Below are 19,955 nucleotides of genomic sequence, written 5' to 3' on the forward strand. Positions count from 1 at the left end.
GGACGGGGGGCGCACACCAGGGGGCGCGCGGCGCGAGCGGGCGTGATGCCGCACTCCCCGTCACGAGGGCGGTTACGGCAGGACGACGACCTGCGCGGCGTAGGCGAGGCCCGCGCCGAAGCCGATCTGCAGGGCAAGATCGCCGGTCTTGGCCTGCCCCTCCCGCAGGAGGCGCTCGGTGGCCAGCGGGATGGACGCGGCGGAGGTGTTGCCGGTCTCGGCGATGTCGCGGGCCACGACGACGTCCTCGCGCAGGCCGAGCTTCTTGACCATGTGGTCGATGATGCGCATGTTGGCCTGGTGCGGGATGAACACGTCGATGTCCTCGGCCCGCAGCCCGGCGGCGGCGATGGCCTGCTCCGCCACGGGCGTCATCTGGAACACGGCCCACTTGTACACGGACGGGCCCTCCTGGCGCAGCGTGGGCCACTCGATGTCCTCGACCAGGGTCCCGGGAGGGGCGTCGCGGTAGTCGAGCCAGGAGTGGGTCTGGCGGATCATCTTGGCGGCCGAGCCGTCCGAGCCCCAGATGGTCCGGCCGATGCCCGGGGTGTCCGAGGGGCCGACGACGGCGGCGCCCGCGCCGTCGCCGAGGAGGAAGCTGATGGACCGGTCGGTCGGGTCGATGAAGTCCGACATCTTCTCGACGCCGACGACGAGCACGTGGCCCGCAGCCCCGGAGCGCACGAGCGCGTCGGCCTGGGCGATCCCGTAGGCGTAGCCGGCGCAGGCGGCGGAGATGTCGTAGGCGGCGGCCGGCGTGGCGCCGATGCGGTCGGCGACCAGGGTCGCGAGCGAGGGGGTCTGCTCGTACCAGGTCACGGTCGAGACGATGACGGCGTCGACGTCCTTGCCCGTGATCCCGGCCGCGGCCAGCGCGCCCAGCGCCGCGCCCTCGGCGAGGTCCTCGACGGCGACGTCGGCGCCGGCGCGGCGGCGGGAGACGATGCCGGTGCGCTGCCGGATCCACTCGTCCGAGGAGTCGATGGGGCCGACGATGTCGTCGTTGACGACGACGTTCTCACCGCGGACGCCGCCCACGCCGAGGATGCGGGCGTGCTGGACGGGCTGCGCGGCGCGCAGGGTGGGTCGGCTCATCGGGATCCTCCATGGCGGGTCATCAGTTCGCGGGCTGCCGGCAGGTCGCCCGGGCGCTTGATCGCCACGGACTCGACCCCCGGCAGCGTACGGCGTGCGAGCCTCGTGAGGACGCCACCGGGGCACAGCTCGACGACGCCGGTGACGCCGAGGGCGAGGAGCTGCTCGCAGCACAGGTCCCACCGGACGGGGTTCGCCACCTGGGTGACCATGCGGGAGAGCGCCTCCTCGCCGGAGGTGACCACGGCGCCGTCGGCGTTGGAGAGCAGCGCGGTGGTCGGGTCGGCCGGCGAGAGGCTGTCGGCCATCTCGCGCACACGGGCGACGGCGGGCCGCATGTGCTCGGTGTGGAAGGCGCCCGCCACCTCCAGCGGGACCACGCGGGCCTTCGCCGGGTGGGCGGCGCTCAGGGCGTCGAGCTGGGCGCGCGTGCCGGCGGCGACCACCTGGCCGCCGCCGTTGACGTTGGCGGCCGTGAGGCCCAGCCGCGCCAGGGTCGCGGTGACCTCCTCGGGGTCGCCGCCGACGAGCGCGGTCATGCCGGTCGGCTCCGTGGCGGCGGCGTCGGCCATCGCGAGCCCGCGCTCGCGCACCAGCAGCAGGGCCTGCTCGTCGCTGAGGACGCCGGCGACGGCGCTGGCGGCCAGCTCGCCCACCGAGTGCCCGGCGACGGCGTCCGGGCGCGGGAGCCCGGCGTCGAGGGTCAGGGCGTGCCAGCTCAGCAGCGAGGCGGCGGTGAGCAGCGCCTGGGCGACGCGGGTGTCCTTGATGGTCTCCGCGTCGGCGTCGGTGCCCAGGTGCGCGAGGTCGAGCTCGGTCACCGCCGAGTACCGGTCCAGGAGGGTCCGCAGGGACGGGACCTCCAGCCAGCTGGCGAGCATCCCGGGGGTCTGGGCGCCCTGTCCAGGGCACAAGAGGGCTAGCACCCTCCCACTCTGCCAACCGCGGCGGCACGGACCGTGCCTCCGACGCCTACCAACTCATACGGACGCCTTTGTATGAAACCTACAAGGGTGTGACTCACGTCTCACCGCCGTCGCGCCACTTCCGGCCCCCGCGATGGTATGCATCCACAGTGGCGCGCCCTTCACACCCCGCTGTGCGCGGAGGCGTTCTCGGCCAGCCGGCCCACGGCGAGGGCGACCTGGAGCACGAAGCCCTCGCGCGCGTCGGTCGGGTCCCACCCGACGACCTGCCCGATGCGCCGCAGCCGGTAGCGCACGGTGTTGGGGTGGACGTAGAGCCCGCGCGCCGCGCCCTCGAGCGAACGGCCCTGCGCCACGTACTCCTCGAGGGTCTGGACGAGCGTCGCGCCGCCGGCCAGGAGCGGCTTGTACAGGTCCTCGATCAGGGTGCGGCGCGCGAGCGGGTCCCCGTTGAGCATGCGCTCCGGGAGCAGCTCGTCCGCCATGATCGGGCGCGGTGCGCCGGGCCACGCGCGCACGGCGAGCAGGCCGGCCAGCGCGGCGCGCGCCGAGCGCCCGGCGTCGCCCACCTCGCGCACCTCGGGACCGAAGACCACCGGGCCGGGGCCGAACCGGGGGAGCAGGGACTGGGCGGCCGCGCGCAGGTCGCCCTCCCCGCCGAGGACGACCACGAGACGGTCCCCCTGGATGCCGACCAGCGCGTCCTGCGCGGCGCGCAGGCAGGCGCGCCGCAGGTCGGCCGTCCGCCGCTCGTCGAGCGCCGCCTGGAGCTGGCCGACGACGACGATGGTGCGCCCGTGCCCCGACCAGCCGAGGGCCGCGATCCGGGAGCGCAGCGAGTCGTCGGAGACACCGCGCACGAGCGAGTCGACCACCAGCGCCTCGAGGCGCGCGTCCCAGGCGCCGCGCGTCTCCGCCGCGCGGGCGTAGATCTCGGCCGCGGAGAAGGCGACCTCGCGGGAGTAGACGAGCACGGCGTCGCGCAGGTCCCGCTGCTGCCCCGGCTCGGCCAGCTGCACGGCGTTGTCCTCGACGACCTCGACCACGATGCGCACGAGCTGGAGGGTGTGCTGCAGCGAGATCGACCGGGTCAGCTCCGGCGGGGCGGCACGGAAGATCTCCTGGGCGTTGTAGGAGCCGTTGGCCGGCTCCTCGTACCAGGCGACGAAGGCGGCGATGCCGGCCTGGGCCACGAGGCCGATCCAGGAACGGTCCTCTGCGGCGAGCTGGCGGTACCACCCGAGCTCGGCGTCGAGCCGTCTGAGGGCCGCCGCCTTGAGCATGTCCGACCCGGCGCGTAGCCGGCGCACGACGTCGGGCCTGTCCTCCTCGCGCCCGGCGCGCTCGCTCACGGTCATGGGAGGAGAGCATAGGGGCGCACGCGAAATTGTGGGATGCCTACAAACACCGCGGACGCCCGCGCCGTGCGTGCCATCGGACGGCGGCCCGGCGGCTCACCGGATATGGTCGTATGCATGGCATTCCTTGATCGGCTCTTCGCCTTGCTGTCGCGGAAGAAACCAGGGCACCTCGTCGGTGCGCGGCGGCCCTCGGCCGTGGCGCGCACCGAGGACGCCCCCCGGGAGGACCGTCTGAGGGCCAAGCTGATCGAAGACCCCAACGACATCGGCGCCTTCGTCGCGCTGGCCGAGCTCGTCCGGCGCCGCGCCGCCGGCGTGGGCCCCGCGGACCCGCTCACCGCCGAGCAGCTGCCCGCCGATGTCAAGCGGGCCTCCGACGTCGCGGTGTGGGCGCTGGCCGAGGAGATCGCCGGGAACCCCCGCGCCTGGTACGCCCTGGTCGAGCTGGGGCGCCTGTCCCTGGTGGACGACCACGAGGGCGCCATGCGCCGCCTCAACCACGCCTGCGAGCGGGAGACCACCGGACGCGCTCTGGCCGAGAGCGTCCGGATGCTGCGCGAGGCGGGCCTGCCCGGTGACGGCCTGGGCCTGGGCGTGGGGCACTGGTCGCCCAAGGACAACAGCATCGAGGCGGGCCGGCAGGTGGTGCTCGCCGCCCTCGAGGCCGGTCGGCCCGCCGACGCCCGCCGCCACCTGGAGTCGCTAGGCCAGGCGCGCGACCACGCGGCGGCCGTCACCGCCGCCCGGGAGCTCGAGCCGCTCGTCGCCCGCGCCGAGGTCGGCAACGAGGTTTGAGGCGTCCGCCGCGGTCGGCGACGGGGCCTGGGGCGTTCGCCGCGGACGGCGATGACGTCTGAGGCGGACGGCAGCGACGTCTGAGGCGCGCCCGCGCGAGCGGCCCGGGGATCGCCCGCCGGCAGGCCACGCCGGCGCTAGCATCGGTTACGGACGTCGCGGTGGCACCGCGCCCGGCCCGGGCCCACGCCGCGGCAAGAGGACGGGCATGACAACGAGGATCGAAGAAGATCTGCTCGGGGCGCGGGCCGTTCCCGCCGACGTGTACTACGGGATCCACACCGTCCGCGCGATGGAGAACTTCCAGCTGAGCAACACCCGGGTCAGCGACGTGCCCGACCTCGTGCGCGGCATGGTGCAGGTGAAGAAGGCGTCCGCCCTCGCCAACCGCGAGCTGCAGACCATCCCCGCCGAGATCGCGGACGCCATCGTGGCGGCCTGCGACGACGTCCTCGTCGCCGGCCGCTGCCTCGACCAGTTCCCGGTCGACGTGTTCCAGGGGGGCGCGGGGACCTCGGTGAACATGAACACCAACGAGGTCATCGCGAACCTCGCCCTGGAGCACCTAGGCGTGGGCAAGGGCCGCTACGACGTCGTCAACCCCAACGACCACGTGAACAAGAGCCAGTCGACCAACGACGCCTATCCCACGGGGTTCCGGATCGCCCTCCACCGGGCGGTCACCAGGCTCGCCCTCGAGGTGGAACGGCTCGCGCTGGCGTTCAGCGACAAGGCCGCGGAGTTCTCCGGCATCCTCAAGATGGGCCGCACCCAGCTCCAGGACGCCGTGCCCATGACCCTGGGCCAGGAGTTCACCGCCTTCGGCGTCGTCCTGGCCGAGGAGCTCAGGCAGCTCTCCCACGCGCAGGCACTCCTCCTCGAGGTCAACCTCGGGGCGACGGCGATCGGCACCGGCCTGAACACACCCGCGGGCTACCCGCGGATCGCCGTGGCGAAGCTGGCCGAGGTCACCGGGCTGCCCGTCGTCCCCGCCGAGAACCTCATCGAGGCGACGTCGGACACCGGCGCCTACGTGTCCATGCACGCCGCGGTGAAGCGCACCGCGGTGAAGCTGGGCAAGATCTGCAACGACCTCCGGCTGCTGTCCTCGGGACCGCGGGCGGGGCTGGGGGAGATCAACCTCCCGGAGTGCCAGGCCGGCTCGTCGATCATGCCGGCGAAGGTGAACCCGGTCATCCCCGAGGTCGTCAACCAGGTCTGCTTCAAGGTCATGGGCAACGACGTCACCGTCACGATGGCCGCGGAGGCCGGCCAGCTCCAGCTCAACGTCATGGAGCCGGTGATCGCCCAGGCGCTCTTCGAGTCCATCTCCCTGCTGACGAGGGCGTGCGTGGCGCTGCGCGAGCGGTGCGTCGTCGGCATCACCGCCAACGCGGAGGTGTGCCGAGCCAACGTGCTGAACTCCATCGGGATCGTGACGTTCCTCAACCCGATCATCGGCCACCACAACGGCGACCTCGTCGGCCGCGAGTGCGCCCGCACCGGGAAGAACGTGCGCGAGGTGGTCCTCGAGATGGGCCTGCTCACCGAGGAGCAGCTCGACGACATCCTCTCGACCGACAACCTCATGCGGCCCCAGTACCGCGGGCGGCGGTACGAGGGGCAGGACCCGACGACGCTCTCGCCCGGCGTCCCGCTGGGCTGAGACGACGGCGGCCGGCGGCCCCGTGAGGGGACCGCCGGCCGTCGCCGTGCGTCGCTGACGCCGGTGCGCGCCTGGGTCAGGCGTCGCCGCCCGCCGAGCCGGACTCGCCGGCGCGGACGTTGAACAGGTCGTACTTCTCGATCGCCTGACGCGGGATGTCCCGGTCGATCTCCCCGCGGTCGGCCAGGGCCTGGAGCGCGCGGACGGCCATGGAGTGGGCGTCGATGTGCAGCTGGCGCCGGGCCGCCGGGCGGGTGTCGGAGTAGCCGAAGCCGTCCGCGCCCAGCGTGTAGTACTCGCCGGGAACCCACTGGCGGATCGAGTCCTGGACCTGGTGCTCGAAGTCGCTGGTGGCCACGAACGGGCCGCCCGCGTCACGGAGCTTGGTCGTGACGTAGGCCTCGCGGCGCTCCTGCTCCGGGTGGAGGAAGTTGTGCTTCTCCACGTCGAGGCCGTCGCGGCGCAGCTCGTACCAGCTCGTCACCGACCACACGCCGGCCCGCACGCCCCAGTCCTGGGCGAGCAGCTCGCGGGCGTGGAGCGCCCACGGCACGCCGACGCCGGAGGCGAGCAGCTGGGTGCGCGGGCCGTCCCCCTCGGGCTCGGCGATGCGGTAGATGCCCCTGAGGATGCCCTCGACGTCCACGTTCTCGGGCTCGGCCGGCTGGTGCATCGGCTCGTTGTACACCGTGAGGTAGTACATGACGTTCGGGTCGCGGGGGTCCTCGCCGTACATCCGCTGGAGGCCGTCCTTGACGATGTGGCGGATCTCGTAGGCGTAGGCGGGGTCGTAGTGGACGAACGCCGGGTTGGTCGAGGCCAGCACCGGGGAGTGCCCGTCCATGTGCTGGGTGCCCTCGCCCGCCAGCGTGGTCTTGCCCGCGGTGGCGCCGATGACGAACCCGCGGGCCAGCTGGTCCCCGGCGGCCCAGAACTGGTCGCCGGTGCGCTGGAAGCCGAACATCGAGTAGAAGATGTAGAACGGGATCATCGGCTCGCCGTGGGTGGCGTAGGTGGTGCCAACCACCTGCATGGCCGCGGCGGACCCGGCCTCGTTGATCCCGGTGTGGAGGATCTGCCCCTGCTCGGACTCCTTGTAGCTGAGCATGAGGTCGTGGTCCACGGAGGTGTAGTTCTGCCCGTGGACGTTGTAGATCTTCGCCGTCGGAAAGATCGAGTCCAGGCCGAAGGTGCGGGCTTCGTCCGGGATGATCGGCACGAGGCGCTTGCCGATCTCCTTGTCCTTCATCAGCTCCTTGAGGAGGCGGACCAGGCCCATCGTGGTGGCCACCTCCTGGTGGCCGGACCCCTTGGCCAGGACCTGGTACGGCTTGTCGTCCGGGAGGGTCAGCTTCTTGCCGTTGTCCCGCCGTTCCGGCACGAAGCCGCCGAGGGCCTTGCGGCGCTCAAGCATGTACGCCAGCGCCGGGTCGTCGTCCGCCGGGCGGTAGTACGGGGCGTTGTAGGGGTCGTCGAGCTGCTCGTCGCTGATCGGGATGCGCAGCGAGTCGCGGAGCATCTTCAGGTCGCCGGTCTTCATCTTCTTCATCTGGTGGGTCGAGTTGCGACCCGCGAAGCTGGAGCCGAGGCCGTAGCCCTTGACGGTGTGGGCGAGGACGACAGTGGGCTGACCGGTGTGCTCGGTGGCGGCCTTGTAGGCGGCGTAGATCTTGCGGTAGTCGTGCCCGCCGCGCTTGAGCGCCCAGATCTCGTCGTCGGTCATGTTCTTGACGAGCTCCTTGGTGCGCGGGTCGCGACCGAAGAAGTGCTCACGCACGTAGGCGCCGTCGTTGGCCTTGTAGGTCTGGTAGTCGCCGTCGAGCGTGTCGTTCATGAGGTTGACGAGCGCGCGGTCCTTGTCGGCGTTGAGCAGGGCGTCCCACTCGCGGCCCCACATGACCTTGATGACGTTCCAGCCGGCGCCGCGGAACTGCGCCTCGAGCTCCTGGATGATCTTGCCGTTGCCCCGCACGGGGCCGTCGAGGCGCTGCAGGTTGCAGTTGACGACGAACGTGAGGTTGTCGAGGTTCTGCCAGGCCGCCTGCTGGAGCATGCCGCGAGACTCGGGCTCGTCCATCTCGCCGTCGCCCAGGAACGCCCAGACGTGCTGCTGGGAGGTGTCCTTGATGCCCCGGTCGTTCAGGTAGCGGTTGACCCACGCCTGGTAGATCGCCTCGGCGGGACCCAGGCCCATGGAGACCGTGGGGAACTCCCAGAAGTCCTCCATCCGGCGGGGGTGGGGGTAGGAGGGCAGGCCGCGGCCGCCCTCGGGGTGGGAGTACTCCTGGCGGAACCCGTCCAGGTCCGTCTCGGTGAGGCGGCCCTCGAGGAACGCGCGGGCGTAGTTGCCGGGGGAGGCGTGGCCCTGGAAGAAGACCTGGTCGCCGCCGCCCGGGTGGTCCTTGCCGCGGAAGAAGTGGTTCAGGCCGACCTCGTAGAGCGTCGCCACGGAGGCGTAGGAGGAGATGTGCCCGCCCACGCCGATGTCCGGGCGCTGGGCGCGGGTGACCATCACGGCGGCGTTCCAGCGGATCCAGCCGCGGTACTTGCGCTCGACGGCTTCGTCGCCGGGGAAGTAGGGCTCCTCGTGCACGCCGATGGTGTTGACGTACGGCGTGGTGACCGGGTTGGGGATCGCCACGCTGCGCTCACGGGCGCGCTTGAGCAGGTTGAGGAGGATGTAGCGGGCGCGGGGTCCCCCGCGCTCCTCGACGAGGCCGTCGAAGGAGTCCAACCACTCCTGCGTCTCCTCGCTGTCGATGTCCTTCACCTGGCTGAGCAGCCCGTTGATCAGGGGTGAGGACTCGTCTCGTGAACTCACGCGTTCCCTCTTTCGATTCTGGCGTCGACGGTGACGACGCTCGCGGTGGCACACCTTCGTTCAGGTCACGACCATTGTCATGCCTTGACCGGCGCGGAGGCGAGCCTTGAGGCTGCGTGGCAGTGTGACCCTTCCGACAACAGGGACCGGGTGCATCGACTCACTATCCTCCCGGACGTGCGGGCTTGCACGGACGGGCCCCGCTACGGTGGGCTTGAGCACACAGGGCGGAGCCGGGCACCACCGGTCCGCCGAACAAGAGGGCCCGCGGGCCCGGGAAAGGCAGGACACACGTGGCAGGCAGCGCGGGCGCGGAAGCCGCCAGCAGGTTCGGCTTCACCACCGGGCAGGTCATCCAGGAGTTCGGCTACGACGACGACGTCGACCCTGCGGTGCGCGACCTGGTGGAGCAGGCCACCGGTTCCGAGCTGGTCGACGAGGACTACGGCGACGTGTGTGACGGCACGTTGATCTGGTGGCGCGAGGACGACGCCGAGCACGAGGACCTGACGGACCTGCTGGTCGACGCGGGGGCCAACCTCGACGACGGCGGTCTGATCTGGGTCATGACGCCGAAGCCCGGCCGCCCCGGGCACGTGCGCCCGGGAGACATCGAGGAGGCCGCGCAGACGGCGGGCATGCACGCCACGTCCGCCGTGTCCGCGGCGGACGCCTGGCTGGGCATCCGGATCGCCTCGCGCAGCCGCGGGCGCTGACGTGGGCGGACCGGCCGGTCCGCCGCTCCTCCGCGCGACGGGAGGCGTCCCGGTCGGGACGCCGGCGCCCGACTTCGAGCTGCCCGACACGCAGGGCACGCCGGTGCGGCTCAAAGCGCTGCGCGGCTCGCCGGTGGCAGTCGTGTTCTTCCCGTTCGCCTTCTCGCGGACCTGCAGCTCCGAGCTGTGCGAGCTGCGCGACAACCTCGGCGACTTCGCGGAGCGTGGCGTCCGCCTCCTCGGGATCTCCACGGACGCGATGTTCGCGCAGCGGGCGTGGGCGGAGCAGGAGGGGTTCGGTTTCGACCTGCTCTCCGACTTCTGGCCGCACGGCGCGGTCGCCCGGGCCTACGGCGTGCTCGACGAGGCGAACGGCCACGCCCTGCGGGGAAGCTTCCTCGTCGACGCGAACGGTCTGGTGCGCTGGAGCATCGTCAACCCCCGGGGCCAGGCGCGCGCCCTCTCGTCCTACCGTGCCGCGCTGGCAGGGCTGGACCGGCCCGGGAGCGGACTGCTCTAGGCTGTGCCGCGCGGGCAGACCCGCGCAGGGGCCTGTAGCTCAGTTGGTCAGAGCGCCGCGCTTACACCGCGGAGGTCGTCGGTTCGAGACCGGCCGGGCCCACCACGTTCTCTTCGTGCGAGACGCACCCACCGCCACGGTGCGGCGCCGGCCGGGCGTGCGCGCGCCGTCGTGTGCCGCACCGTCTGGCGCCCCGCGCGCGCCGGTAGGCTCACCGCCATGCCACCGCTCACCCTCGCCGACGTCGTCGACCTCCTCGAGGGCCGCTACCCGCCGGGGACGGCCGAGGAGTGGGACGCCGTCGGGCTGGTGACCGGGGACCCCGCGGACGCCGTCGAGAAGGTCATGCTCGCCGTCGACCCGACCCTCGAGGTGGTGAGCGACGCCCTGGAGTGGGGCGCGGACCTGCTCGTCACGCACCACCCGCTGTACCTGCGCGGCACCTCGACGGTCGCGGCGACGAGCCCCAAGGGCCAGGTGGTGCAGTCCCTCATCCGCGGCGGCTGCGCGCTGTACACCGCCCACACCAACGCCGACGCCGCGGCGGACGGCGTGGCGCACGCCCTGGCGGACCTGCTCGGCCTCGTCGGTACCCGCCCGATCGAGCCGCTGCCCGGCACGGCCCTGGACACCCTGGCGACGTTCGTCCCGCGCGAGCACACCCAGCGCCTCCTCGACGCCCTCGCCGCGGCCGGCGCGGGCCGCCTCGGGGACTACGAGCGCGCCGCGTTCCTCTCGCCGGGCACGGGGACCTTCCGGCCGCTGCCGGGGGCGCGTCCCGCCGTCGGCGCGGTCGGTGTCGTCGAGGACGTGGCGGAGGACCGGATCGAGGTCGTCCTGCCGCGTGCGCGCAGGACGGCGGTGCTCGACGCCCTGCGCGGCGCCCACCCCTACGAGGAGCCTGCCTTCACGCTCGTGGCCCAGGCGGCGCAGGACGCAGCGACCGGCACGGGCCGGATCGGGCTGCTGCCCGCGCCGATGACCCTGCGCGCCTTCGGCGAACGGGTGGCCGCGGCGCTGCCCGCCACGCCCCAGGGCATCCGCATCGGGGGTGACCTCGACGCAGAGGTCCGCACCGTCGCGGTGTGCGGGGGAGCGGGCGACTCCCTGCTGGGGCAGGTGCGCCGGCTCGGCGCCGACGTCTACCTCACCGCCGACCTGCGCCACCACCCCGCGTCCGAGCACCTCGCGGGCGGTCGGCCCTACCTCGTCGACGCCACCCACTGGGCAAGCGAGTGGCCATGGCTGCCGCGCGCCGCCGAGGTCCTGCGTTCCGATGCACGGGCTCGCGGCGTTAGGTTGGACCTGCGGGTCTCCTCCCGGGTCACCGACCCGTGGAGCCTGCACCTCGGACAACAGCACAGCAGCGAGCCTGGCTCGACGCAGAACGAAGGAGCACGCCCGTGACCAACGCCCCCGTCAAGGATCAGCGTCGTCTGCTCGACCTCCAGGCGCTGGACACCCGCGCCGCCAAGCTCGCGCACCAGCGCCGGTCCCTGCCGGTGCTGGCGTCGCTCGCCGAGCTGGACGGGCGGGCGGAGGATCTCCACCGCGCCATGGTCGAGGCCAGGACCCTCGCCTCCGACACGCGCCGGGAGCTGACCAAGGCCGAGGCCGACGTCGAGCAGGTGCGGGCCCGGGCGACCAAGCACCAGGCGCGCCTCGACTCCGGGCAGGGCGTCTCCCGAGAGCTCCAGGCGCTCCAGGGCGAGCTCGCCCAGCTCTCCCAGCGTCAGGCGGTGCTGGAGGAGATCGCGCTGGAGGTCATGGAGCGGCTCGAGGGCGCCGAGGCCCGCGTCGCCGACCTCGAGGCGCAGGAGCGGGCCATCGGCGAGGACGTCGCCCGGCTCGCGGCCGAGCGTGACGCCGCGTTCGCGACGATCGACGCGGAGCTCGCGACCGTCTCCGCCGACCGCGCCGGCGTGGCCGCCGAGCTGGACGCCGAGCTGCTGGACACGTACGAGTACGCCCGTCGGCGCACCGGGGGCCTCGGCGCCGTGGCGATCCACGGCCACCGCACCGACGGCGCCCAGGTGGACTTCTCGCTCAGCGAGCTCGCCGCCATCGACGCCGCGGCGCCCGACGAGGTCGTGACCTCCGAGGAGCACGGCTACATCCTCGTGCGCCTGGACGACGCCAGGTGACCACCCCCGGGCGCGCTCCCCGCGGGCCCGGGGACGACCAGGAGGGGCTGTTCGACCTGCCTGACGGGCCCGCTGCTGGTCAGACCGGCGGCGCGCGAGGTTCGGACGGCGGCGTGCCGGGGCGCCGGCTCGTCGTCGAGACCGACGGCGGCTCGCGGGGCAATCCCGGCCCCGCGGGATACGGCGCGGTGGTCCGGGACGCTGCGACGGGAGAGGTGCTGGCCGAGCGGGCCGAGTACCTGGGGATCGTGTCCAACAACGTCGCCGAGTACCGGGGCCTCGTGGGAGGGCTGCGCGCGGCCGCCGAGATCGACCCCCGCGCCGACGTCGAGGTGCGGGCCGACTCCAAGCTCGTCGTCGAGCAGATGAGCGGCCGCTGGAAGATCAAGCACGAGGAGATGCGCACACTCGCCGAGCAGGCGCGCCGCGTGCTCCCCCCCGCGCAGGTCCGCTACACCTGGGTCCCCCGGGCGCAGAACAAGGCCGCCGACGCCCTCGCCAACGCGGTGATGGACTCCCGCGGCACAGTGCACCGCAACCTCTGGTGCGTCGACGCCGGCACCGCAGGAGCCAGCGCGGCCGCGGCCCCGGCCCCGGAAGGCGTGGCGCCGGCCTCGGAGAGAGCGGCCCCGGCCCCGGAAGGCACGGCGCCGCCGTCGGCCAGTGCGGACGCGCCGGCCGGCGCTCGACAGGTCCGGGCGGTGCCGGGTGAGGCCGGCGTGCCCGTCGGCGCGAGCGGCGGCCGAGGGCTGCCCGAGGAGGCCGCCGCCGCCCGGGCCAACGCCCCCCGCAGCAGCGGCACCCCGCTGCCCCCCATGAACGGCAACCCCGTCACCGTCGTGCTCGTGCGCCACGGCGTCACGGCCCTGACCGAGACCGGCCGCTACTCCGGCGGCGACACCCCCGGCCCGCCGCTGAGCCCGCTCGGACAGGAACAGGTCGCCCGGGCCGCCAGAATCGTGCACCGGATCGGCGTCGACCTCTGGCCCGACCTCCCGGCGCCGTCGGCCCTCGTCACGTCCCCGATGCTGCGCGCCCGCCAGACCGGGGCCGCCCTCGCGGCGCCGATGGCGCTGCCGGTGGCCGCGGACGACGGCTTCGGCGAGTGCCGGTTCGGGGACTGGGACGGCCTGACGCCCGCGGAGATCGAGGCCGGCTGGCCCGGGAAGGTCGTGGACTGGGCGACGACCGCGGACGTCCGGCCGCCGGGCGGGGAGTCCGTGCGGGACGTCGGGGCCCGGGTCGCGCGCGGCCTGCGCCGGCTCGCGACGGAGCGCCACGGCAGCACCGTGGTGGTGGCCGCGCACACCGTCGTCATCCGAGCCGCGGTGGGGCTGGTCGGGCTGTCGGCGCCCGCGCGCTGGTCGGCCGTGCGCATCCCGCCGGCGTCGGTCACGATCGTGCGGGTGTGGCCCGGCGTCGACGGCGACGGGCGCCTGGTGGGGGACCTCACCGTGGTCGGCTGCCCGTGCGAGCTCGCCTGAGCTGCGCCGTCGCCGTGGGTCCCGTGCCGCCCCGTCGCGAACGGGCGGCACATTCTCGTCAGGCCCGCTCGACGAGGGTGAGGGTGCGCCTGCCGCGCGCCCGCTCGCCCAGCTCGACGGCGTGCACGGCGCCGACCTCCCGGCTCCCGGCGTTAGCCAGGGCCATCTCCTCGGCGGCCCCCGCCAGCGCCTCCGCCGTGCGCGGCGGGCGGCCCGCACGGGTGAGCAGGTGGTGCGTGAGCAGACCCCGGGCGCGCTTGGCGTTGTGCGAGACGACCTGGCGGCGGCCGTCCTGCTCGCGCACCACCTGGACGACGACGTGCTCCGCCCCCGCCGGGGGACGCCACGCCGCGGCATAGGTGGCGGAGCGGCAGTCGACGACGACGTCGCCCGCCGCCCGCTCGTCGAGCGCCGCGGCCAGGTGCGAGCGCCAGAAGCTCGAGAGCCGGCCGGTCCCGGGTAGGTCGACCCCCATCGACAGCCGGTACGCGGGCACCCGGTCCCTGGGAGTGAGGACACCCCACAGCCCGGAGAAGATGCGCACGCTCTCGGTGGTGCGGCGGGCGGCGGCGCCCGTGAGGTGGGTCAGGCGCGCGGCCGCGAAGAGCACACCGGTGTAGACCTCGGCGGCGGGCGCCGCGGGCGCGGTCCGCAGGACGAGGTTGCGGCGGACGTCGTCGGCGACCGCGGCGCCGACCCCGAGGAGGCTGGGGGCGTCGGGTCGGGCGGAGACGTCCGCGACGGCGGAGATCACCCGGTCACGGGCGCCGGTGAGCGCGGAGGCGGAGAGCTGGGCGAGGTCGACCGGTGCCCCCCTCCCCGGTGGGGTCTTGCCTTCCGAGGGCGGGAGCAGCACGAGCACCCCAAGATCCTAGTGCGACCGCGCGGGGCGCCTGGCCACGGTCCGTGCCGGCGGGGTCGGCCGCCACGGCCGCCCGGGTCGGCCACGACGGCCGCCGGACCAGCGCCGGGTGCCATGCGGCTAGACTTGGCGACGCGGATGAGTCGGCCAGGCGGTCGCGTCATCCCGGTGCGAGCCGGGATGCCGAGGAACGTCCGGGCTCCGTAGGGCAGGGTGGTGGGTAACGCCCACCCGGGGTGACCCGCGGGACAGTGCCACAGAAAGCAGACCGCCCTCCCGGTTCGCCGGGAGGGTAAGGGTGAAACGGTGGTGTAAGAGACCACCAGCACGGCGGGTGACCGTCGTGGCTAGGTAAACCCCACCCGGAGCAAGACCAGACAGCAGGCGTTCGAGGGCTGCCCGCCCGAGCCTGCGGGTAGGTCGCTGGAGGCGTGCGGCAACGTACGTCGTAGATGGATGGCCGCCGGGCGGGTGCTGGAGACGGCGCCCGCTCACAGAACCCGGCGTACCGGCTGACTCATCCGCACAACAGCTCCGGCCGGGCATCGGTCCCGCCGGGTGGCATCGCTCCGGCCGGGCGTCGGTCTGGAGCCGCTGCCCGCGCGCTCTCACCCCGGCGCGGAGAGCCGCGCGAGCGTGGCGGGCCGCGGCTCCGGGGGTCCGTAGCCGCGCAGCCGCGCGCGCACCACCGCCGCGGCCAGGGCGGGGTGCGCGAGTGCCACGGGCGGGACCATGAGGTGGTAGACGCCCGACAGCGCAGCCTGGGCGCGCCGGTCGCCGTGGGTGCTCAGCCGCCCCAGCTCGCGGGTCCACCGGCCCAGCAGGGCCTGGCCGGCGGACTGCCGCCCCGTGCTGGTGGGGAACCGGAGGTCCTCGCCGGTGGCGATCGCCCAGGGAAGCGCGGCCACACGCGCGAACCTCCTGAGCAGCCGCCGTTCGTCCCCCGTCCCGAAGCCGCCGGCGAGCGCCCGCCGCAGCGCCAGCGCCTCGCACGCCGCCACGGTGAGGCCCTGGCCGTACACCGGGTCGAACGTGCACAGGGCGTCACCGAGGACGAGGAGCCCGGCGGGCCAGCCGCGCAGGGCCTCGTAGTGATGGCGGACGTTCTCGGTCTGGCGGTGCACCGCGACGTCGGTCAGCGGCTCGGCCACGCGCACCAGGTCCGCCAGGACCGGGTCGCGCAGCCCCGCGAGCGCCGCCGTGAAGCCGTCAACGTCCCGGGGCGGCCGGAGCTCGCCGGCCCCGACGGCGCCCACCAGCCACCCCCCGTCCTCCACGGGGAGGGCGATGCCGCCGGTCTGTGTCTCCGGGTTCTGCTGCAGGACGATCCCGGCGAGCCCGGGCGGCCCGTCGAGACGGTAGAGGCGCGAGGCGTAGCCCACCTTGGCGTCGACGCCGCTCGTCCGCGCCCGTGGCAGCCCCGCCTCCTCGAGCCACACCGGCAGCCGGGAGCCGCGGCCGGAGGCGTCGATCACGAGGTCCGCCGGCACGCTGGCACCGTCGCTGAGCTCGACCCGCCACGGTGTTCCGTCGTCGCCGCGCCGCAGCCCGGCGACCCGCGCATCCTCGCTGAGGCGGACGCCGGGCAGGGCGCGCACCCGGCGGTGCACGACCTGCTCGAACAGTGGCCGCGTGGCCGAGATCAGCTCGTACTCCCGCTGGCCGGAGGGGCCCCAGCCCGATGCGCCGAGCCAGGCCAGGTCACCGCTGTCGATCGGCACCGCCCCGGCCGCGAGGAGCTCGTCGCGCAGCGCGGGGAGCAGCTCCTCGACCGCGAGCAGCCCCCGGCGCAGGAACACGTGCGGCTGAGGGCCCTGCGGGACCCCGCGCCGCGGCGCCGGGCCCGTCGGGAGCTGGTCGCGCTCGAGGATGGTCACGCTGCGGCCGGCGCCCGTCACGGCAGCGGCGGCGAACGAGCCGGCCAGTCCCGCACCGATGACGACGACCCGCCGGGGCACGCTCCTGCCGCGGTGTCCGGCCACGAAGCCTCCCTCGCCGCGGGTCGCGGCGCTGGGCCCGCACCGCGACACCGAGGCTAGCGGCCCAGCACCCGGCAGCGCCCGCCGGGAGTGCCGGGCGCGGCCCCCCGGACCGATCGGGCGACGACGCTCACGCGATCAGGCGACGACGCTGACCCCGCCGATCAGGCGACGACACTCACCCAGACCGCCCAGTCCATGGTGTCGAGCCTGTCCGGGCTGTACGTGAACGAGTGCTGTCGCGTGCCGGTCTGGTCGCTCAGGTGCAGGGTGTAGCCGGAGGATTCCGGGACGTCGGCGAAGGACATCGTCCAGTAGCAGCCCCGCTCGGAGGCCTGGGGTGCGCCGTCGACCGCCCGCGTGGCCAGCTGGGTGCCCACGGCGTCCGTGAGGGAGACTTCGGCACCGTCGAAGAAGCTGCGCTCGTAGTCGCTCGCGGCGCAGTCGTCAGACGACGAGGAGCCGGCGTCGCTGATGATGACGGAGAGCGCGCGGGGCTCCTCGGTGCCGTACACGGAGGCGGCGGAGGCGACGAACGCGACCGCGCCGACCACGGCTATCCCGACGGCGACCGTCCCGCCCCGGCGTACCCGGTGCCGCATTGTTGTCGTGGGGACGGTGCTGTCCCCGTCGCCGCTCGTGGTCGTGATCTCGTTGATGGGTGTTCCGATGCCCTTCATGGTCTCCGGGTGCTCCTCGTGCTGAGTACCCAGGATATATAGCGGAGGGCCCGGTCCGCCTTGCGGCGCGTGGGCGCGGGCCGCTGTGCGGAAGGTCACGCGGGCGCGGACGCCGCCCCTGGAACGGCGTCCGCGCGGTCGGCGGCCCGAGGTGCCGCGACGGGCTCAGTACTCGTTCGGCATGAGGAGCCACAGGATGGGGTAGACGATGAACTGGCTGCCGGGCAGGAGCATGAGGATGAGCACGAACAGCACGCGGGCGACCCACGGGCTCAGCCCGAAGCGGCGGCCCAGCCCGGCGCAGACACCCGCGATGATGCGGGTGTCTCGCGGTCGCACAAGTCCCTGTCGGCGGAAGTTGGTTCGGACGTCGGTCACGGTTCGGCCTCTCGTTGCTGCAGTGAAGTGCTTGGTAGCCACCACACTGCCGTAGCACCGCGGCGCGGCGCATCAGGGAGCGACCCTGAATCGACCCTGATCAACGGCCGTGGGCCCACGGCGGCGTGACGAGCCGGTATGCCGTCGGCGCGGGGCGTCCCCGGTGGTGCCGGGCGACCGGGAGCTCCTCGGTGGTGCCGCGGACGCGCGACCCTCAGCTGTGGCCGTGTGCCGCGAGGTAGGCCGCACCCACGATGCCGGCCGTGTTGCGCAGCTGTGCGGGCACGATCGGCGCGGTTGTCGTGAGCAGCGGGAGAAACTTCTCGTGCTTCTTGCTCACCCCGCCGCCGACGACGAGCAGGTCGGGGGAGAACAGCATCTCGACGGTGTCGTAGAACCGCTGGAGCCGCTCTGCCCAGTCCTTCCAGCTGAGGTCCTCGGCGCCGCGGGCGGCGTCGGAGGCGCGGTGCTCGGCGTCGTCGCCGTCGATCTCGAGGTGGCCCAGCTCGGTGTTGGGCACGAGCGTGCCGTCGACAATGAGCGCCGAGCCGATCCCCGTGCCCAGCGTCGTCAGGAGCACGACGCCTGGCACGCCCTTCGCGGCCCCGAACACCGCCTCGGCCACACCGGCGGCATCGGCGTCGTTGACGCCGCTGACCGGCCGCCCCAGAGCCTCGCTCATCAGCGCGGGGACGTCCACGCCCTTCCACGACTTGTCCAGGTTGGCGATGAACGGCACGACGCCGTGCTTGATGGGGGCCGGGAACGTCAGTCCGATCGGGGTGGTCGATGGCAGGTCGAACTGGCCCACGAGCTGGGCCACCGTGGCGGCGACCGCCTTGGGGGTGGACGGGTCCGGCGTGGGAATGCGGACGCGTTTCTCGGTGAACTCTCCGGTCGTCAGGTCCACCGGCGCGCCCTTGATCCCGGACCCACCGATGTCGATGCCGAATCCGATCGCCGGGCTGCTCTGCGCGGTCATGGCTCTCTCCGGTCGGGCTGCGATGAGGGCGAGCCCTCGGGTGGGCTCACCGCCGCGAGGAGATCGCGGCCGTCGAGCGAACGCTATCGGCCCCCCGGGACCGCCGCGCGGCGGCCGCGCGGCGGTCGGGCGGGTGCCGAGCCTGGGGCGGCGGCCGGCTCCGGTCGGGCGGGTGCCGAGCCCGGGGCGGCTACGGGAGGGTGAGGACCTCCGCGCCGTCCTCGGTGACGACGAGCGTGTGCTCCCACTGCGCGGTGCGGGAACGGTCCGTGGTGAGCACCGTCCAGCCGTCGTCCCACTGCTCCCAGTCGATGTCCCCGAGGGTGAGCATGGGCTCGATGGTGAAGACCATCCCGGGCTCGATGATGTCGTCGTAACGGGGGGCGGAGTCGTAGTGGGGGATGATCAGGCCCGAGTGGAAGGCCTCGCCGACGCCGTGGCCGGTGAAGTCGCGCACCACTCCGTAGTCGAAGCGCTTGGCGTAGGCCTCGATGACGCGGCCGATGACGTTGACCTCACGGCCCGGCTTGACGGCCTTGATGCCGCGCTCCATGGCGATCTTGGTGCGCTCGACGAGCAGCCGGGACTCCTCGTCGACGTCGCCCACGAGGAACATCGCGTTGAGGTCGCCATGCACGCCGTCGATGTAGGCGGTGACGTCCACGTTGAGGATGTCCCCGTCGGCCAGCACGGTGGAGTCCGGGATCCCGTGGCAGATGACTTCGTTGACGGACGTGCACAGGGACTTGGTGAAGCCCATGTAGCCGAGCGTCGAGGGGTAGGCGCCGTGGTCGATCATGTACTCGTGCCCGATGGCGTCGAGCTGGTCGGTCGTCACGCCGGGGGCGACGGCCTTGCCGACCTCCTCCAGCGCGCGGGCCGCGATCCGCGAGGCGTGGCGGATCCGCTCGATCGTCTCCGGGGACTTCACCTCCGACGCCGTGATGCGTTCGGGACCGGTGCGGCCGACATACTCGGGCCGTGGGATCGACGCCGGCACGGGGCGCATCGGGGTGACCGTCCCCTTCGTGAGGGTGCCTCGCGGGGCGCGGTCGGCGAGCATAGTGGTGTTCGACATGAGACAAGTCTACGGACCGCGTCCGCCCCACCTCGGGGCTAGCAGCGCGCGGTCCACGAACCGGCGGCGGCGCGTCCGCACCGCGCCGGACCGAGAGGAGCGGACGATGGCCGCGCAGCGCGAGTTCTACTACAACCTCGCCACGCACGAGGTCGAGGAGGGCAAGGTCCACGGTGCGACCAACCGCATGGGGCCCTACCCGACGGCGGAGGACGCCCGGATGGCGCTGGCCAAGGCCGAGGCGCGCAACGAGGCTTGGGACGCCGACGAGGACTGGCGCAAGAAGGACGCCTGAGCGCGATTCGGGTTGCCGGCTGGGGGGCCGCACAGGTCCGTCCTCCACCCGGCGTGTGCAGGGTCGCACGAGGGGTGCCGGTTCGTCGGTGTCGCCCAGCTCCTGCTCGCCGAGGACCGCTGCGCCTGGCGGGCTGTGCGGCGCCCGCAGAGTGACACGTTGTGGTCCCC

Annotated in this window: 18 protein-coding genes, 1 tRNA gene and 1 other RNA gene; 10 read left to right on the top strand and 10 right to left on the bottom strand. The window is 73.5% G+C overall.

All coding sequences use genetic code 11. From position 1 onward, the window contains the following. Nucleotides 1–72: 72 nt before the first annotated feature. The 3 genes from EJK16_RS06245 to EJK16_RS06255 all read right to left on the bottom strand — a co-directional run bounded on the left by EJK16_RS06245 (nt 73) and on the right by EJK16_RS06255 (nt 3,382). Nucleotides 73–1,098 (bottom strand): beta-ketoacyl-ACP synthase III, encoded by a 1,026-nt coding sequence (locus EJK16_RS06245; RefSeq protein ID WP_127127411.1) that lies wholly within the window; start codon nt 1,096–1,098, stop codon nt 73–75. Continuing rightward, nucleotides 1,095–1,979, bottom strand: coding sequence for an ACP S-malonyltransferase (locus EJK16_RS06250; RefSeq protein WP_370275963.1), 885 nt, complete (start codon nt 1,977–1,979; stop codon nt 1,095–1,097). Before EJK16_RS06250 ends, EJK16_RS06245 begins: the two co-directional genes overlap by 4 nt. 206 nt (nt 1,980–2,185) lie before the next feature. Continuing rightward, nucleotides 2,186–3,382 (bottom strand): CdaR family transcriptional regulator, encoded by a 1,197-nt coding sequence (locus EJK16_RS06255; protein WP_127127415.1) that lies wholly within the window; start codon nt 3,380–3,382, stop codon nt 2,186–2,188. Nucleotides 3,383–3,499: 117 nt separating this feature from the next. Between EJK16_RS06255 and EJK16_RS06260 the strand changes: the two genes are divergently transcribed. Both EJK16_RS06260 and aspA read left to right on the top strand, forming a co-directional pair. Further along, nucleotides 3,500–4,180, top strand: a complete 681-nt coding sequence (locus EJK16_RS06260) for a hypothetical protein (RefSeq protein WP_127127417.1) — start codon at nt 3,500–3,502, stop codon at nt 4,178–4,180. 208 nt (nt 4,181–4,388) lie between these two features. Then, a complete protein-coding gene (aspA, locus tag EJK16_RS06265) occupies nt 4,389–5,846 on the top strand; it encodes an aspartate ammonia-lyase (RefSeq protein WP_127127419.1) in 1,458 nt (485 codons plus the stop codon). Nucleotides 5,847–5,922: 76 nt separating this feature from the next. Here the strand turns inward: aspA and aceE are convergent, their stop codons facing one another. Continuing rightward, the gene (gene aceE, locus EJK16_RS06270; protein WP_127127421.1) at nt 5,923–8,667 is read right to left on the bottom strand and encodes a pyruvate dehydrogenase (acetyl-transferring), homodimeric type; all 2,745 of its coding nucleotides are present in this window, start codon (nt 8,665–8,667) and stop codon (nt 5,923–5,925) included. 293 nt (nt 8,668–8,960) lie between these two features. On the opposite strand from aceE, the gene EJK16_RS06275 reads away from it, so the two are divergent. From EJK16_RS06275 to EJK16_RS06300, 6 genes are all read left to right on the top strand, one after another. Then, nucleotides 8,961–9,383, top strand: a complete 423-nt coding sequence (locus EJK16_RS06275) for a DUF3052 domain-containing protein (RefSeq protein ID WP_127127423.1) — start codon at nt 8,961–8,963, stop codon at nt 9,381–9,383. A 1-nt stretch (nt 9,384) separates the two neighbouring features. Then, nucleotides 9,385–9,903 carry a peroxiredoxin gene (locus EJK16_RS06280; protein ID WP_127127425.1) on the top strand — a complete coding sequence of 173 codons (519 nt, stop codon included), beginning with the start codon at nt 9,385–9,387 and terminating at the stop codon, nt 9,901–9,903. A 28-nt stretch (nt 9,904–9,931) separates the two neighbouring features. Beyond that, nucleotides 9,932–10,008 (top strand) — tRNA-Val (locus EJK16_RS06285). A 114-nt stretch (nt 10,009–10,122) separates the two neighbouring features. Next, a complete protein-coding gene (locus EJK16_RS06290) occupies nt 10,123–11,310 on the top strand; it encodes a Nif3-like dinuclear metal center hexameric protein (RefSeq protein WP_127127429.1) in 1,188 nt (395 codons plus the stop codon). Next, a complete protein-coding gene (locus tag EJK16_RS06295) occupies nt 11,307–12,047 on the top strand; it encodes a zinc ribbon domain-containing protein (RefSeq protein ID WP_127127431.1) in 741 nt (246 codons plus the stop codon). The genes EJK16_RS06290 and EJK16_RS06295 overlap by 4 nt, the downstream gene beginning before the upstream one ends. Then, nucleotides 12,044–13,531 (top strand): bifunctional RNase H/acid phosphatase, encoded by a 1,488-nt coding sequence (locus EJK16_RS06300; RefSeq protein ID WP_127127433.1) that lies wholly within the window; start codon nt 12,044–12,046, stop codon nt 13,529–13,531. Before EJK16_RS06295 ends, EJK16_RS06300 begins: the two co-directional genes overlap by 4 nt. Nucleotides 13,532–13,589: 58 nt before the next feature. Here EJK16_RS06300 and EJK16_RS06305 read toward each other — a convergent pair whose 3' ends face one another. Beyond that, nucleotides 13,590–14,393 (bottom strand): YaaA family protein, encoded by an 804-nt coding sequence (locus EJK16_RS06305; RefSeq protein WP_127127435.1) that lies wholly within the window; start codon nt 14,391–14,393, stop codon nt 13,590–13,592. Between the two features lie 139 nt (nt 14,394–14,532). On the opposite strand from EJK16_RS06305, the gene rnpB reads away from it, so the two are divergent. Continuing rightward, nucleotides 14,533–14,917: RNase P RNA component class A (gene rnpB, locus EJK16_RS06310), an RNA gene on the top strand. An 84-nt stretch (nt 14,918–15,001) separates the two neighbouring features. Here rnpB and EJK16_RS06315 read toward each other — a convergent pair. From EJK16_RS06315 to map, 5 genes are all read right to left on the bottom strand, one after another. Beyond that, nucleotides 15,002–16,375, bottom strand: coding sequence for an NAD(P)/FAD-dependent oxidoreductase (locus EJK16_RS06315; protein ID WP_205739622.1), 1,374 nt, complete (start codon nt 16,373–16,375; stop codon nt 15,002–15,004). Between the two features lie 161 nt (nt 16,376–16,536). Further along, the gene (locus tag EJK16_RS06320; RefSeq protein WP_127127437.1) at nt 16,537–17,052 is read right to left on the bottom strand and encodes a hypothetical protein; all 516 of its coding nucleotides are present in this window, start codon (nt 17,050–17,052) and stop codon (nt 16,537–16,539) included. A gap of 165 nt (nt 17,053–17,217) precedes the next feature. Then, nucleotides 17,218–17,430 carry a PspC domain-containing protein gene (locus EJK16_RS06325; protein ID WP_127127439.1) on the bottom strand — a complete coding sequence of 71 codons (213 nt, stop codon included), beginning with the start codon at nt 17,428–17,430 and terminating at the stop codon, nt 17,218–17,220. 214 nt (nt 17,431–17,644) lie between these two features. Then, nucleotides 17,645–18,412, bottom strand: coding sequence for a polyphosphate--glucose phosphotransferase (ppgK, locus tag EJK16_RS06330; RefSeq protein ID WP_127127441.1), 768 nt, complete (start codon nt 18,410–18,412; stop codon nt 17,645–17,647). A 190-nt stretch (nt 18,413–18,602) separates the two neighbouring features. Further along, entirely contained in the window at nt 18,603–19,421 is an 819-nt protein-coding gene (map, locus tag EJK16_RS06335) for a type I methionyl aminopeptidase (protein ID WP_205739651.1), read from the bottom strand. A 175-nt stretch (nt 19,422–19,596) separates the two neighbouring features. Here map and EJK16_RS06340 point away from each other — a divergent pair, with 175 nt between their 5' ends. Further along, a complete protein-coding gene (locus EJK16_RS06340; RefSeq protein WP_127127445.1) occupies nt 19,597–19,785 on the top strand; it encodes an SPOR domain-containing protein in 189 nt (62 codons plus the stop codon). Nucleotides 19,786–19,955 lie beyond the last annotated feature (170 nt).

Source organism: Georgenia sp. SYP-B2076 (genome assembly GCF_003991205.1).
Lineage (GTDB): Bacteria > Actinomycetota > Actinomycetes > Actinomycetales > Actinomycetaceae > Georgenia.